Origin of the sequence: Janthinobacterium sp. GW458P, assembly GCF_002127585.1 — a bacterium.
In the GTDB taxonomy this organism is placed as follows: domain Bacteria; phylum Pseudomonadota; class Gammaproteobacteria; order Burkholderiales; family Burkholderiaceae_D; genus Janthinobacterium.
On sequence record NZ_NEGZ01000048.1, the window covers coordinates 14,134 to 28,956 of the forward strand.

Here is a 14,823-nt window from a genome sequence, read left to right on the forward strand (position 1 = left end):
ATGGTGCATTCCTGAAAGTTATGGCTGCACCATGATGTTTCATTGGCTGCCGGGATGACCAGCCTCTAAGCTCTCATCGAATGCTTCCGCACCATGGGAGCGCAACGCAGCGAGGCAACATGCAGCAACACGTCATCATCATCGGCGGCGGCGTCGTCGGTCTGACTTCGGCCTGGTGGCTGGCCGAGGCCGGCTACAGGGTCACTTTACTGGAACGCAATGAACAGGTGGCGATTGCCGCCAGCTACCGCAACGGCGGCCAGCTCAGCTATCGCTATGTGGCACCGCTGGCCGACGCGGGCGTGCCCTTGAAAGCTTTGCAATGGCTGCTGCAGAAAGACGGTCCGCTGCGCTTCCGTCCCGAAGCGGACTGGCGCCAATGGCGCTGGCTGGCCAGCTTCCTGCGCAATTGCAATGCCGCCAGCAATGCCCGCACGACGGCCAAGCTGCTGCAACTGGGAGAACTGAGCCGCGCCGGCATGGCGCAGCTGGAACTGACGGTGCCGCCCGAAGCGTATGCCTGGCGCGATGCGGGCAAACTCATCGTCTACCGCTCGCCCGCCATCTTCCAGCGGGCCGTGGCGCGGCCCGAATCGGAAGAGGCGCGCATCGTGCTGTCTCCCGCTGAGGCCGTGCAGCGCGAACCGGCGCTGGCCGCCTTGCAGGGCGCGCTGGCGGGCGGCATTTTTACGGAAGGCGAGGCGGTGGCCGATTGCCACGCCTTTTGCCTGGCGCTGGAAGCGCGCTTGCTGCAGCACCCGAACTGCTCGCTCATCCTGAAAGGCGAGGCGCGCCGCCTCCTCACGCACAAGGGCACGATCACGGGCGTCGACACCAGCCTGGGCCTGCTGCAAGCGGACCACTACGTGCTGGCGGCCGGCATCCAGAGCCGCGACCTGGCCGCCACGGCCGGCATCTACCTGCCCCTGTATCCGCTGAAGGGCTACAGCCTGACGGCGCCCATCCGCGCGCAGGACCGGGCGCCCGAGATCAGCATCACGGATTTCGAGCGCAAGGTGCTGTATGCGCGCATAGGCGGCGACCTGCGCGTGGCCGCCATGGTCGACATGGTGGGCGCCGACAACAGCATCGACTGGAACCGCATCGCCGGCCTGACGCGGCTGGCGCGCGAAGCCATGCCGCACGGCGCCGATTACGACCAGGCCACGGCCTGGGCCGGCCTGCGCCCCGCCACGCCGAACAGCGCGCCGCTGGTGGGCGCCAGCAAAGTCGGCAACCTGTGGCTCAACGTGGGCCATGGCCCGCTGGGCTTTACCTTTGCCGCCGGCACGGCGCGCATCCTGGCCGACTTGATGCAGAACAAGGCGCCGCCGTTCGCGCTGGACTTCCTCAGTCCAAAAAGATAGCGCGCCGGCGGCCGGCGCCGCCGTTATGGCGGATAATTGCGGAACTTTCCTGTTCCCTCTTTTCTGTTCCATATCGTCAGCGCATGCCCACACCCTCGAAATTGTCCGCCTGCCCCTGCGGCGGCGCCTCCTACGCCAGCTGCTGCGGCCCGTATCTCGCGGGCGACGCCCTGCCGCCCACGGCCGAAGCCCTGATGCGTTCGCGCTACACGGCGTTCACCTTGCGCGACGAGCCCTACCTGCGCGCCACCTGGCACGCCAGCACCCGTCCCGCCGACGCCTTGTTTGCCGACGAAGAAAAAGTCCACTGGCTGGGACTTGAGGTAAAATCTGCTTTACGTTTACGTCAACGTAAAGCAGTATCAGCAGATCAAGCCGAAGAGATACATCGCGACACCGTGGAATTCGTGGCCCGCTACAAGGTCAACGGCCGCGCGCACCGCCTGCATGAGGTGAGCCGCTTCGTGCGCGAGGCGGGCGAGGGCGGTGGCGCCCTGCGCTGGTTTTATCTCGACGGCAGTTTTCCCGAATAGCGCGACCCGAGAGACCGGGCGATAATAAAAAGGAACCGCAATGCCGCACATCGAAAGCAAACTCAATCCGCGCAGTGAAGATTTCAAGGCCAATGCCGCGGCCATGCAAGCCATCGTCGACGATTTGCGCGACAAGGTGGAAAAAATCGCGGCCGGCGGCGGCGAAGCTGCCTGCGCCAAGCATGTCGCGCGCGGAAAACTGCTGCCGCGCGACCGCGTGCAGATGCTGCTCGATCCCGGCACGCCCTTCCTCGAGTTTTCCCAGATGGCGGCCTACGCCATGTACCAGGACGCCAAGGGCGTCGATGCGGCGCCCGCCGCCGGTATCATCACCGGCATCGGCAGGGTCTCGGGCCAGGAATGCGTCATCGTCTGCAACGACGCCACCGTCAAGGGCGGCACCTACTACCCGATGACGGTCAAAAAGCATTTGCGCGCCCAGGAAATCGCCGACCAGAACAACCTGCCCTGCATCTACCTGGTCGACTCGGGCGGCGCCAACCTGCCGAACCAGGACGACGTCTTCCCCGACCGCGACCATTTCGGCCGCATTTTTTATAACCAGGCGAACCTGTCGGCCAAGGGCATCCCGCAAATCGCCGTCGTGATGGGCTCTTGCACGGCCGGCGGCGCCTATGTGCCGGCCATGAGCGACGAGTCGATCATCGTCAAGGAGCAGGGCACGATTTTCCTCGGCGGCCCGCCGCTGGTCAAAGCGGCGACGGGCGAAGTGGTGACGGCCGAAGACCTGGGCGGCGGCGACGTGCACACGCGCCTGTCCGGCGTGGTCGACCACCTGGCGCAGAACGATTTGCATGCGCTGTCGCTGGCGCGCACCATCGTCTCTAACCTGAACCGCAAAAAACCGCAGCAGATGGCCCTGCGCGAGTCGGTCGAGCCGAAATATCCGACGCAGGAGCTGTATGGCGTGATCCCCGTCGACACGCGCAAACCGTTCGACGTGAGGGAGGTGATCGCGCGCATCGTCGACGGCAGCGATTTCGACGAATTTAAGGCCCGCTACGGCACCACCCTGATCTGCGGCTTCGCCCACATCTATGGCGTCAAAGTCGGCATCATCGCCAATAACGGCATCCTGTTCTCCGAATCGGCCCTGAAAGGCACGCATTTCATCGAATTGTGCTGCCAGCGCAAGATCCCCCTGGTGTTTTTGCAAAATATCACGGGCTTCATGGTGGGCCGCAAATACGAAAACGAGGGCATCGCCCGCAATGGCGCCAAGATGGTCACCGCCGTCGCCACGGCGGCCGTGCCGAAGTTCACCGTCATCATCGGCGGCAGCTTCGGCGCCGGCAACTACGGCATGTGCGGCCGCGCGTTCTCTCCCCGTTTCATGTGGATGTGGCCGAATGCGCGCATTTCCGTCATGGGCGGCGACCAGGCGGCCTCCGTGCTGGCGACCGTCAAGCGCGACGGCATCGAAGGCAAGGGCGGGCAGTGGAGCGCAGACGAGGAAGCGGCCTTCAAGCAGCCGATCAAGGAGCAGTACGAGCACCAGGGCCACCCGTATTACGCCACCGCGCGCCTGTGGGACGACGGCGTGATCGACCCGGCCGACACCCGCATGGTGCTGGGCCTGGGCCTGTCGGCCGCGCTCAACGCGGAAATCCCGGACACGAAGTTCGGCGTATTCCGCATGTAAGCGGCATTCAGGGAGAAGAGCATGGAATTTGAAACCTTAAAGCTGGTCATCGAGGGCAATGTCGCCACCGTGACCCTGAACCGCCCCGACGTGCGCAACGCCTTCAACGAGACGACGATCGCCGAACTGGCGCGCGCCTTCGAGGGCCTGGGGCGCAGCGAGATGGTGCGCGCCATCGTGCTGGCGGCCAATGGCGCGGCCTTCTGCGCCGGCGCGGACCTGAACTGGATGAAGAAGATGGCAAGCTACACGCATGCCGAAAACCAGGCCGACGCGCTGCAGCTGGCGCAGATGCTGCGCACGATTTACCTGTGTCCCAAGCCCGTGGTGGCGAAGATCCAGGGCGACTGCTATGCGGGCGGCATGGGCCTCGTCGCCGCATGCGATATCATTCTGGCTGCGGAAGACGTGCATTTCTGCCTGAGCGAAGTGCGGCTGGGACTGATCCCGGCCACTATTTCACCGTATGTCATCAAGGCCATGGGCGAAAACGCGGCACGCCGCTATTTCCTGACGGCGGAGCGATTCTCCGCCCAGGAAGCGCTGCGCATCGGCTTTGCCCACGAGGTAGTCGAAGCAAGCGCGCTGGACGCAAAAACGGCCGAGGTACTCAAAGCGCTGACGGGCAACAGCCCGCACGCCGTGGCGCAAGCGAAAACGCTGGTGCGCGAGATCGTCGGCCTGCCCGTCGACGACGCGCTGCTGGCGGACACCGCCGAACGCATCGCGCAGATCCGCGCCTCGGAACAGGGACGCGAAGGCGTGCAATCGTTCCTCGACAAGCGCAAGCCGGGTTGGCTCATGGGCTAGCGCATGGATTAAGAAAATCATTGGAGCAGTTTTGAAAGCAGAAAAACAATCGGGCTGGGTCGAACGCAGTCTGCGCAGCGTGTGGCACCCTTGCACACAAATGCAGCACCACGCATCGGCTCACGACGCAGTCCCCTTGATCCCCGTCAGCCATGGCCGCGGCGCCTGGCTGTATGATCACGAAGGACGACGCTACCTGGACGCCATCAGCTCCTGGTGGGTGAACCTGTTCGGCCATGCCAATCCGCGCATCAATGCGGAACTGAAGGACCAGCTGGACCGCCTGGAACACGCAATGCTGGCCGGTTTTACGCATGAACCGGTGATCGAGCTGTCGGAAAAGCTCTCCGCCTTGACGGGCGGCGTGCTTGGCCACAGCTTTTACGCGTCCGACGGGGCGTCGGCCGTGGAAATCGCCCTGAAAATGAGTTTTCATGCGTGGCGCAACAGCGGCAAAGGTGAAAAACAGGAATTCGTCTGCCTGAAAGGCAGCTACCACGGCGAAACCATCGGCGCCCTGGCCGTCACCGATGTCGCCCTGTTCAAGGATGCCTACGGCCCCCTGCTGCGTGCCTCGCAGACGGTGATGTCGCCCGACTTCCGCCAGGCGGCCGAGGGCGAAACGGCGCAGGACGTGGCGCGCCGCGCCGCGGCCGACGTGGAACGGCTGTTCCAGGAAAAAGCGGACAAAATCGCCGCCATCATCATCGAGCCGCTGGTGCAGTGCGCCACCGGCATGGCCATGCACGACCCGCTGTACCTGTCGCTCGTGCGCGCCCTGTGCGACCGCTATCAAGTCCATCTGATCCTCGACGAAATCGCCGTCGGCTGCGGCCGCACGGGCACGTTCTTTGCCTGCGAACAGGCCGGCATCTGGCCCGACTTCGTCTGCCTGTCGAAGGGCATCAGCGGCGGCTATTTGCCGCTGTCCCTCGTGATGACGCGCGAAGACATCTACCAGGCGTTCTACAGCACCGACGTGCGCCGCGGCTTTTTGCATTCGCACTCGTACACGGGCAATCCGCTGGCCTGCCGCGCGGCGCTGGCGACCCTGTCGATTTTCGAGGAAGACGACGTACTGGCGGCCAACCGGGAACGCGCCGCCAGGATCACGCGCGCCCTGGCGCCGCTGGCGCAGCATGAAAAAGTCAAGAATTTCCGCCAGCAGGGCATGATCTGGGCCTTTGACGCCGTCGATGCGGCGCCCGACTTTTCGCGCCGCTTCTTCAGCACGGCGCTGCAACACGAACTGCTGATGCGCCCCATCGGCGCCACCGTCTACCTGATGCCGCCGTACATCCTCGACGACGCAGAAATCGCGGGCCTGGGCCAGCAGACGCTGGCCGTCTTCAACAAAGTGATCGGAGCCTGAAATGGAACTGCTCACGCGCTTGAAGCAGCAATTGCAGGGACTGGAAGAGCGTAGCCTGATCCGCCGCCGCCGCACCGTCGACACGCCGTGCGCGCCGCGCCTGACGGTCGATGGCCGCGCCATGCTGGCCTTTTGCAGCAATGACTACCTTGGCCTGGCGTCGCATCCGCGCATCGTCGCCGCGCTGAAGGAGGGCGCCGACCTGTATGGCGCCGGCAGCGGCGCTTCCCACCTGATCAGCGGCCACAGCCGCGCCCACGCGCAGCTGGAAGAGCGCCTGGCCGATTTCGTGGGCCCCAACCTGGAAAACGCCCGCGCGCTGTATTTCTGCACCGGCTACATGGCCAACCTGGCCGTGCTGACGGCCCTGGCGGCCGGTGATGCCGAAGCCGAGATCTTCTCGGAAGCGCTGAACCACGCCTCGCTGATCGACGGCACGCGTTTGTCCCGCGTCAAGACGCGCGTGTATCCGCACGCGGACCTCGATGCCCTGGCGCTCCTGCTGGCGGCCAGCACGGCACAAACGAAAATCGTCGTCACCGACAGCGTCTTCAGCATGGATGGCGACCTGGCGCCGCTGCCCGCGCTGCTGGCCCTGTGCGAACAATATGGCGCCTGGCTGGTGGTCGACGACGCGCACGGCTTCGGCGCGCTGGGAGCCAATGGCCGCGGCGCGCTGGAACACTTCGGCCTGCATTCGCCCTACCTGGTCTACGTGGGCACGCTGGGCAAGTCGGCCGGCGTGGGCGGCGCCTTTGTTTGCGCGCACGACGCCGTGATCGAAACGCTGATCCAGAAGGCGCGCCCCTACATCTTCACGACGGCGGCCGCGCCCGCGCTCGCGCACGCGCTGCTGGCCAGCCTGGACATCATCGCCGGCGAGGAAGGCCGGCAGCGCCGCGCCCACCTGGCCGCGCTGGTGGCGCAATGGAATGACGGCTTGCAGCTGCGGCGCTGGCAAGCCTTGCCGTCGCTGTCCGCCATCCAGCCCGTCATCATCGGCGAGAATGCGGACATGCTCGATATCGCCGCCACCCTGTACCAGCAGGGCCTGTGGGTCGGCGCCATCCGCCCGCCCACCGTGCCAGCGGGCACGGCGCGCCTGCGCGTGACCCTGTCGGCCGGCCACACGGCGCAGGAAGTGGCGCAATTGATCAACGCAGTCAACACCCTGGAAAGGACTCGCCATGAGCCTTGATGACCCCATCGTGGCCGAAGTGCTGGCGGACCTGGCGCCGGCCGTGCAGCCAGCCCCCGCCACTGCCGGCTTGCCCTCGCGCTTTGCCTGTTTCGTCACCGGCACGGACACGGAAATCGGCAAGACATTGACCTCGTCGGCCCTGCTGCACGCGCTGGTAGCGCGCGGCGTGCGCGCCTGCGGCATGAAGCCTGTCGCCGCCGGCGCCGAGATGCGCGACGGCGAACTGCATAATGAAGACGCCGACAGCCTGATCGCCGCCGGCAACGTCAGCATGCTGCGCAATATCACCACGCCCTACATGCTCAAAGAAGCGGCCGCGCCGCACATCGCCGCCGCCCTCGAAGGCGTGAGCATCGAATCGGTGCCGATCCTGGCCGCCTACCTGGAAATCGCCGCCGCCTCGGACGCCGTCGTGGTCGAAGGCGTGGGCGGATTCCGCGTGCCCCTGTCGCCCGGTTTCGACTCGGCCGACCTGGCGCAGCAGCTCGATTTGCCCGTCATCCTCGTGGTCGGCATGCGTTTGGGCTGCATCAGCCAGGCCTTGCTGACGGTGGAAGCCATCGAAGCGCGCGGCCTGAAGGTCATCGGCTGGGTCGCCAACACGCTTGAAGTGGAAATGCGCTTCCTCGATGAAAATATCGATGCGCTGATCGAGCGCATCCCGGCGCCGCTGCTGGGCAGGGTGCCGCGCCTGGCGCAGCCGAGCGCGGAAGCGGCGGCCGCGTATCTCGATTTCACCGGCTTGCCGAACTGGCCGGCGCAACAGTCAAACATTTAACGTATTTAAAAAATAGAAGCGAAGGAATCACATGTCTCACGTCCAAGAAGCAGCAAAAACCGTCGAACTGCACCGCCCAGCGGCGCGCATCACCGTGCCGGAAGCGGCCACCTGGCCCGTCGCCGATGTGCTGGCCCTGTTCGACCTGCCATTCAATGAGCTGATGTTCCAGGCCCAGCAAACCCACCGCGCCAACTTCCCCGATGGCGACGTGGAACTGGCAACCCTGTTGTCGATCAAGACGGGCGGCTGCGAGGAAGACTGCGGCTACTGCCCGCAGGCGGCCCGCTACGACACGGGCGTGGAAGCGAAAAAAATCCTCGACATCGACACCGTGCTCGACGCGGCCCGCCAGGCGAAAGCCAACGGCGCCACGCGCTTCTGCATGGGCGCAGCCTGGCGCAGCCCGAAAGAGCGCGACATGGAAAAAGTCGAAGAGATGGTGAGCAAGGTCAAGGCGCTGGGCCTGGAAACGTGCGCTACTTTGGGCATGCTGGAAGAGGGACAAGCGGACCGCCTGAAAAACGCGGGCCTGGACTTCTACAACCATAACCTGGACACGGCGCCCGAGTTCTACGACAACGTCATCTCCACGCGCGAATACCAGGACCGTCTGGACACGTTGGGCCGCGTGCGCGAAGCGGGCTTGAAAGTGTGCTGCGGCGGCATCGTCGGCATGGGCGAGACGCGTCTGCAGCGCGCGGGCCTGATCGCCCAGCTGGCGAACCTGAATCCGTACCCGGAATCGGTGCCCGTGAACCACCTGGTGCAGGTGGAAGGCACGCCTTTGTATGGCCTGGAAGCGCTGGACCCGTTCGAATTCGTGCGCACGATCGCCGTGGCCCGCATCACCATGCCGAAGGCGCGCGTGCGCCTGTCGGCGGGCCGGCGCCAGATGGGCGAAGCCGTGCAGGCCATGTGTTTCCTGGCTGGCGCCAATTCCATCTTCTACGGCGACAAGCTGCTCACCACCGACAACCCGGAAGCGGAAGACGACCGCGTCTTGCTGAACAAACTGGGCCTGCAGACGCGCGGCGCCATGCTGGACTCGGTACAGAAAGAGAAGTGCGGCTGCTGATCCAGCCCATGGGATGCGCCCCGCCCGGGCGCGTCCCCTCCCAGCGACACCTCAGATAAAAAACTTCCAGCCACGAGCTGCAAAGAGAGAGACCATGTTCACTAAAATCCTGATCGCCAACCGCGGCGAAATCGCCTGCCGCGTCGCCGCCACCGCGCGCCGCATGGGCATCCAGACCGTCGCCGTGTATTCGGAAGCGGACGCCAACGCCAAGCACGTCGCCGTCTGCGACGAAGCCGTGCTGATCGGCCCCGCGCCGGCCAAGGAAAGCTATCTGTGCGGCGAGAAGATCATCGCCGTGGCGCTGGCCACTGGCGCCCAGGCGATCCACCCCGGCTACGGCTTTTTGTCCGAGAACGCCGACTTCGCCGACGCCTGCCACGCGGCGGGCCTCGTCTTCATCGGCCCGCCGGCTTCCGCCATGCGCGCCATGGGCTCGAAATCGGCGGCCAAGTCGCTGATGGAAAAAGCCAATGTGCCGCTGGTGCCCGGCTACCACGGCGAGAATCAGGATGCGGACTTTTTGCACGGCCAGGCCGACAAGATCGGCTACCCCGTGCTGCTGAAGGCTTCGGCCGGCGGCGGCGGCAAGGGCATGCGCGTCATCGAGAACAGCGCCGACTTCAAGGCGGCGCTGGCCTCGTGCAAGCGCGAAGCGATCAGCTCTTTCGGCGACGACAAGGTGCTGGCCGAAAAATACCTGTCGCGTCCGCGGCATATCGAAATCCAGGTGTTCGCCGACACGCTGGGCAACTGCATCTACCTGTTCGAGCGCGATTGCTCGGTGCAGCGCCGCCACCAGAAGGTGCTGGAAGAGGCGCCGGCGCCGGGCATGTCGCCTGACCGCCGCGCCGCCATGGGCGAGGCGGCCGTCGCCGCCGCCAAGGCCGTCGGCTATGTCGGTGCGGGCACGGTGGAATTCATCGCCAACCAGGATGGCTCGTTCTACTTCATGGAGATGAACACGCGCCTGCAGGTGGAACACCCGGTGACGGAAATGATCACCGGCACCGACCTGGTGGAATGGCAGCTGCGCGTCGCCTTTGGCGAGCCGCTGCCGAAAAAACAGAGCGAACTGACCATCCACGGCCACGCCATCGAGGCGCGCATCTATGCGGAAAACCCGGAAAAGGGCTTTTTGCCGTCGATCGGCACCCTGCGCCACATGCAGTCGCCATCGGCCGTGACGTTCGAACTGGGCGGCACCGTGGTGCCGGCGTCCGTGCGCATCGATTCGGGCGTGCGCGAAGGCGACGCCATCTCGCCGTTCTACGACCCGATGATCGCCAAGCTGATCGTCTGGGGCGCGGACCGCCGCGTAGCGCTGGCGCGCATGGCGCAGGCGCTGGCCGACTACCAGATCGTGGGCCTGGCCAGCAATATCGCCTTTTTGAAGCGTTTGGTCGAAGGCCAGGCCTTTGCCAGCGCCGACCTCGATACGGGTTTGATCGAACGCAATCAGGCCTCGCTGTTCCCCGCCCTGCAGGCGGCGCCCGACACGGCCCTGGCGCTGGCGGCAGTCAGCCTGCTGACAGAAGAAAAAGCGGCGTCCGAAGCGCAGTCGGGCAACCCCGCCGACCCGTGGGGCAATGCCCTGGGCTGGCGCCTGAACAGCACCCTGGGCCGCAGCCTGGCGTTTGCCGACGAATTCGCGCTGGCTGGCGACAGCAAGGCCTATGCCGCGCGCATCGCCTACAAAACCGATGGCTGGCTGTTCAACGGCGAGCCCCTCACCTTGACGGCGCGCAAAGGCAACGAGCTGCACATCAAGCTCGGTGAACGTGCCGTGCACGGCACGGTGCTGCGCGACGGCGAGCAGTTCCACGTATTCACCGGCGGCTTGCATTACACGCTGCACTACAGCGACCCGATGGCCCATGCGGGCGAAACGGAAGCAGAGGGCGGCCGCCTGACGGCGCCCATGCCCGGCAAGGTCGTCGCCGTGCTGGTGAACAAAGGGCAGGACGTCAAGAAGGGCGAGCCGCTGGTCATCATGGAAGCGATGAAGATGGAGCACACGATCGCCGCGCCGCACGACGGCCTGGTGGAAGACGTGCTGTACGCGGTGGGCGACCAGGTGGCCGATGGAGCGCCGCTGCTGGCCTTCAAGGCCGCCGCGTAAGGGGCGCCCTTGGAAACGTCCATGCGCATTCTTCTACAACGGTCGGACGGCAAGGAGGCGGCGTGGATCGCCGACTTTAAAGACTTGCTGCCCGAAGCCGAGATTGTCTTCTGGCGCGAAGGCGACACGTTCGCGCCATGCGACTACGCCGTCGTGTGGCAGCCGCCCGCCGCCATGCTGCCGGCCTTGCGCGAAGTCAAAGCCATCTTCAACACGGGCGCCGGCGTCGACGCGCTGTTGAAGTTCGGCGAGGCGCTGCCCGCCCAGGTGCCGCTGGTGCGCCTCGATGACGCGGGCATGGGCGTGCAGATGGCCGAGTATGTGAGCCACGCCGTGCTGCGCCACTTCCGCCGCTTCGACGACTACGAGGCGCAGGGCCGCGCCGGCATCTGGCAGCCGCTGCCCGCCTTCGACAAGATGGATTTCCCCGTCGGCGTGCTGGGCATGGGCGTGCTGGGCGCGCGCGTGCTGCAGGCGCTGGCGCAGTTCGAGTTCCCCTTGCGCGGCTGGAGCCGCAGCCGGAAGCACATCGGCGGCGTGCAGTGTTTTGCGGGCGAAGAGGAGCTCGAAGCCTTCTTGCGCGGCACGCGCCTGCTGGTGTGCATGCTGCCGCTCACGCCGGAGACGCACAACCTGCTCGACCGCGCCCGCCTGTCGATGCTGCTGCCGGGCGCCTACGTCATCAACGTGGCGCGCGGCGCGCATCTGGCCGAACCGGACTTATTGACCCTGATCCGCTCCGGGCATATCGCCGGGGCGACCCTGGACGTGTTCCGCAACGAGCCGCTGCCGCAGCAGCACCCGTTCTGGCAAGAACCGCGCATCACCATCACGCCGCATATTTCGGCCGCCACCCTGCGCCGCGAAAGCGTGGCGCAGATCGCCGCCAAGATGCGCCGCCTGCACGCCGGAGAGCTTGTGGCCGGCATCGTCAACCGTTTGCAAGGATATTGAGATGAACCCAACTACCAGTTTGCCCAAGCAGGTCAAGATCGTCGAAGTGGGCCCGCGCGACGGGCTGCAAAACGAGAAGGACACCATCAGCGCCGCCGTCAAGATCGAGCTGGTCGACCGCCTGACCCTGGCCGGCTTCGCCAATATCGAGGCGGCGTCGTTCGTCTCGCCGAAATGGGTGCCGCAGATGGCCACCAGCGCGGAAGTGATGGAAAAGATCGCGCGCCGCCCGGGCACCATTTATTCGGCGCTGACGCCGAACATGCAGGGTTTTGAGGCGGCGCTGGCGGCAAAGGCCGATGAAGTGGTGATCTTCGGCTCCGCCTCGGAGGCATTCTCGCAAAAGAACATCAATTGCTCGATCGCCGAATCGATCGCCCGCTTCGAAGGCGTGGCGAAGGCGGCCAAGAAACACGGCCTGCGCCTGCGCGGCAGCATCAGCTGCGCCTTCGGCTGCCCCTACCAGGGCGACGTGCCGCTCGACGCCGTGGCCGACGTGGTGGGCCGCATGCGCGACCTCGGTTGCGACGAGATCGACATCGCCGACACCATCGGCGTAGCCACGCCGAGAAAGACGCAGGCGGTAATGGAACGCGCCATCGCGGCTTTCCACGTGGGCGGCCTGTCCGGCCACTTCCACGACACCTACGGCCAGGCGCTGGCGAACATCTACGCCAGCCTGGAAACGGGCATTGCGATTTATCATTCGTCCGTGTCGGGCCTGGGCGGCTGCCCCTACGCCAAGGGCGCCACCGGCAACGTGGCCACCGAGGACGTGCTGTACATGATGCAGGGACTGGGGATAGACACCGGCATCGACCTGGACCTGGTGGTCGACGCGGGCCAGTTCATCTCGCAGCAGCTGGGGCGCAAGGGCTCCAGCCGCGCCGGCAACGCGATTGCGGCGAAACGCGCAGCTTAAACGAAAGGGGCCGACGGCCCCTTTTTACTGCATGCCGCATGTACGAAAGACAGACGAAAAAAAACCCAAGAGCCGAAACTCTTGGGTTTTTTTCTACAAATTTGGTCGGAGTACAAGGATTCGAACCTTGGACCCCCTGGTCCCAAACCAGGTGCGCTACCGGGCTGCGCCACACTCCGAAGACCAAGATAATACAGGCCGTATCGACTTCGGTCAAGGGTCAGGTGAAACTCTGTGTAAATTATTTACGCGCGGCACTGCGACTCATGTATTTTTCAAAACGATTGAAGTATGCGACACTGGCTTGGCAAGTTCTCCCGACAGACATGAAGGCGACGACGGCAATGGAGTTCAGAATAGAAAGAAGCGGCGGCGGCCAGCCCATGCCGTATCGCCGCGGCATCGCGCTGGGCGTCGGCGTATCCTTGCTGCTGCATGGCGCCTTGATCTATCTTTGGCGTCATGTGCAGCCGCCTGCGCCGCCGGACACCGCGCCGCGCGTGGAATCGATCGCCGTATGGATACGCCCGCTGGCCGCCAAGCCTCCGCCGCCGCCCGTCGAGGTGGTCAAGCCGAAGCGGGAAGCCAAGCCCGTCAGCAAGCCGAAACCCGCCGCTGCCCGCGAAGCGCCAGCGTCCAGCCCGCAAGCCATCACGGTCGTCCCGGCATCACCGGCCACGCCGGCGGCCAGTCCCGATACCTTCAGGCAAGAAAGCCCGGCAACGCCGAAATTCGACATGGAAGCGGCCAAACGCACGGCGCGCACGATGGCGGGCGAGCGCGACCCGTCCAAGGTGGGCACGGCCGTGGGGCAAATCCCCGACAAACCGCTGCAAACGGAAAGCCAGCTGGCGCGCGACATCGCCCAAGGCAAGCGCGGCGACTGCCGCAGCGCCTATTCCGGCGCAGGCTTGCTGGCGCCCGTGCTGATGTTGCTCGACAAGAAGGATAGCGGTTGCAAGTGGTGATTATTTAATAACATACTCACTTGGGCAGGATCCTACACAATATGGGTATGCTGGAATCAAGCTATTCCTGCCCCTTCAACTGCAACGCCCGCTCATACAGGGCGTTTTTCTTGCGCCCCGTGATCTGCGCCGTCAGGTTCGCCGCCTGCTTGACGCTGCATTCGGCCAGCAGGATGTTGAGGATGCGTTCCGCTTCCACGTCTTCCGCGTCCTGCGCCTCGGTCGCGCCTTCGAGCAGGATGACGAATTCTCCTTTTTCGCGGTGCGCGTCGGCACGGATCCAGCTTTCCGCTTCGGACAGGGGGCAGCGGTGGATTTCCTCGAACAGTTTCGTCAGCTCGCGCGCAAACACCACCTGGCGCGTCGGCTCGAACGCTTCGGCCAGGGCCGTGGCGCAATCGAGGATGCGGTGCGGCGCCTCGTAGAACACCATCGTCGCCGTCACGCCGCGCAAGCCGTGCAGCATGTTTTCGCGCTGCTTGGCCTTGGCCGGGAGGAAGCCGACAAAGTAGAACTGGTCATTGAGCAGGCCGCTGGCGGAAATGGCGGTGATGGCCGCCGACGGGCCGGGCAGGGGCAGCACGCGCAAGCCGGCCGCGCGCACGGCGTCGACGATGCGCGCGCCGGGGTCGGAGACGGCCGGCGTGCCCGCGTCGGAAACGAGGGCGATGCGCTCGCCCGCGTGCAGGCGCGCAATCAACGTCTGCGCCACTTCGCGTTCGTTATGTTGATGTGCCGCAATCAATGGCTTGTTCAGGCCAAAGCGCGTCAGCAGGTGCGCCGTATTGCGCGTATCTTCACAGGCGACGGCGTCGGCAAGGCTCAGCAAATGCAGCGCGCGCAGGCTGATATCGGTCACATTGCCGATCGGCGTGGCCACTACATACAATGTTGCGATAGGATAGACCTGGTGCGCCGCCTCTGTCATGATGGGCAGGCTGGCGATGGAACTGATTTCTTGTACGGTCATTTTGGAGGTTGAATGCTTGCTAATAGTGTGAAGTTACTGCTTGTTTGTGCCGCGACCGGCATGCTGAGCGCTTGCAGCACGCCTT

The 14,823-nt window shown here is 65.1% G+C and carries 13 protein-coding genes and 1 tRNA gene; 12 read left to right on the forward strand and 2 right to left on the reverse strand.

What is annotated here, in order from left to right; genetic code table 11:
• Window positions 1-80: 80 nt before the first annotated feature.
• From CBW50_RS21485 to CBW50_RS21535, 11 genes are all read left to right on the forward strand, one after another.
• Window positions 81-1,367: a D-amino acid dehydrogenase gene (locus CBW50_RS21485; protein WP_086147439.1), complete on the forward strand. Its 1,287-nt coding sequence runs from the start codon at window positions 81-83 to the stop codon at window positions 1,365-1,367.
• An 83-nt stretch (window positions 1,368-1,450) separates the two neighbouring features.
• Window positions 1,451-1,900 carry a YchJ family metal-binding protein gene (locus CBW50_RS21490; protein WP_086147440.1) on the forward strand — a complete coding sequence of 150 codons (450 nt, stop codon included), beginning with the start codon at window positions 1,451-1,453 and terminating at the stop codon, window positions 1,898-1,900.
• Between the two features lie 40 nt (window positions 1,901-1,940).
• Complete coding sequence (locus CBW50_RS21495; protein WP_086147441.1) at window positions 1,941-3,563, forward strand: carboxyl transferase domain-containing protein; 1,623 nt, start codon at window positions 1,941-1,943, stop codon at window positions 3,561-3,563.
• 21 nt (window positions 3,564-3,584) lie between these two features.
• Entirely contained in the window at window positions 3,585-4,373 is a 789-nt protein-coding gene (locus CBW50_RS21500; RefSeq protein ID WP_086147442.1) for an enoyl-CoA hydratase/isomerase family protein, read from the forward strand.
• Between the two features lie 31 nt (window positions 4,374-4,404).
• On the forward strand, window positions 4,405-5,745 hold the full coding sequence (gene bioA, locus CBW50_RS21505; protein WP_086147443.1) for an adenosylmethionine--8-amino-7-oxononanoate transaminase: 1,341 nt from the start codon (window positions 4,405-4,407) through the stop codon (window positions 5,743-5,745).
• Window position 5,746: 1 nt separating this feature from the next.
• The gene (gene bioF / locus CBW50_RS21510; RefSeq protein ID WP_086147444.1) at window positions 5,747-6,943 is read left to right on the forward strand and encodes an 8-amino-7-oxononanoate synthase; all 1,197 of its coding nucleotides are present in this window, start codon (window positions 5,747-5,749) and stop codon (window positions 6,941-6,943) included.
• Window positions 6,933-7,724, forward strand: coding sequence for a dethiobiotin synthase (gene bioD / locus CBW50_RS21515; RefSeq protein WP_086147445.1), 792 nt, complete (start codon window positions 6,933-6,935; stop codon window positions 7,722-7,724). The genes bioF and bioD overlap by 11 nt, the downstream gene beginning before the upstream one ends.
• 31 nt (window positions 7,725-7,755) lie before the next feature.
• Window positions 7,756-8,802, forward strand: a complete 1,047-nt coding sequence (gene bioB / locus CBW50_RS21520; protein WP_086147446.1) for a biotin synthase BioB — start codon at window positions 7,756-7,758, stop codon at window positions 8,800-8,802.
• Between the two features lie 94 nt (window positions 8,803-8,896).
• Window positions 8,897-10,924, forward strand: coding sequence for an acetyl/propionyl/methylcrotonyl-CoA carboxylase subunit alpha (locus tag CBW50_RS21525; protein ID WP_086147447.1), 2,028 nt, complete (start codon window positions 8,897-8,899; stop codon window positions 10,922-10,924).
• A 21-nt stretch (window positions 10,925-10,945) separates the two neighbouring features.
• Window positions 10,946-11,878 carry a glyoxylate/hydroxypyruvate reductase A gene (locus CBW50_RS21530; RefSeq protein WP_086147448.1) on the forward strand — a complete coding sequence of 311 codons (933 nt, stop codon included), beginning with the start codon at window positions 10,946-10,948 and terminating at the stop codon, window positions 11,876-11,878.
• A gap of 1 nt (window position 11,879) precedes the next feature.
• The gene (locus tag CBW50_RS21535) at window positions 11,880-12,800 is read left to right on the forward strand and encodes a hydroxymethylglutaryl-CoA lyase (protein WP_086147449.1); all 921 of its coding nucleotides are present in this window, start codon (window positions 11,880-11,882) and stop codon (window positions 12,798-12,800) included.
• Between the two features lie 102 nt (window positions 12,801-12,902).
• Here CBW50_RS21535 and CBW50_RS21540 read toward each other — a convergent pair.
• Window positions 12,903-12,979: transfer RNA gene (locus CBW50_RS21540), tRNA-Pro, on the reverse strand.
• A gap of 204 nt (window positions 12,980-13,183) precedes the next feature.
• Here CBW50_RS21540 and CBW50_RS21545 point away from each other — a divergent pair.
• Entirely contained in the window at window positions 13,184-13,768 is a 585-nt protein-coding gene (locus CBW50_RS21545) for a hypothetical protein (RefSeq protein ID WP_086147450.1), read from the forward strand.
• 61 nt (window positions 13,769-13,829) lie between these two features.
• On the opposite strand, the gene rsmI is transcribed toward CBW50_RS21545, so the two are convergent.
• Window positions 13,830-14,738 (reverse strand): 16S rRNA (cytidine(1402)-2'-O)-methyltransferase, encoded by a 909-nt coding sequence (rsmI, locus tag CBW50_RS21550; protein WP_086147451.1) that lies wholly within the window; start codon window positions 14,736-14,738, stop codon window positions 13,830-13,832.
• Window positions 14,739-14,823 lie beyond the last annotated feature (85 nt).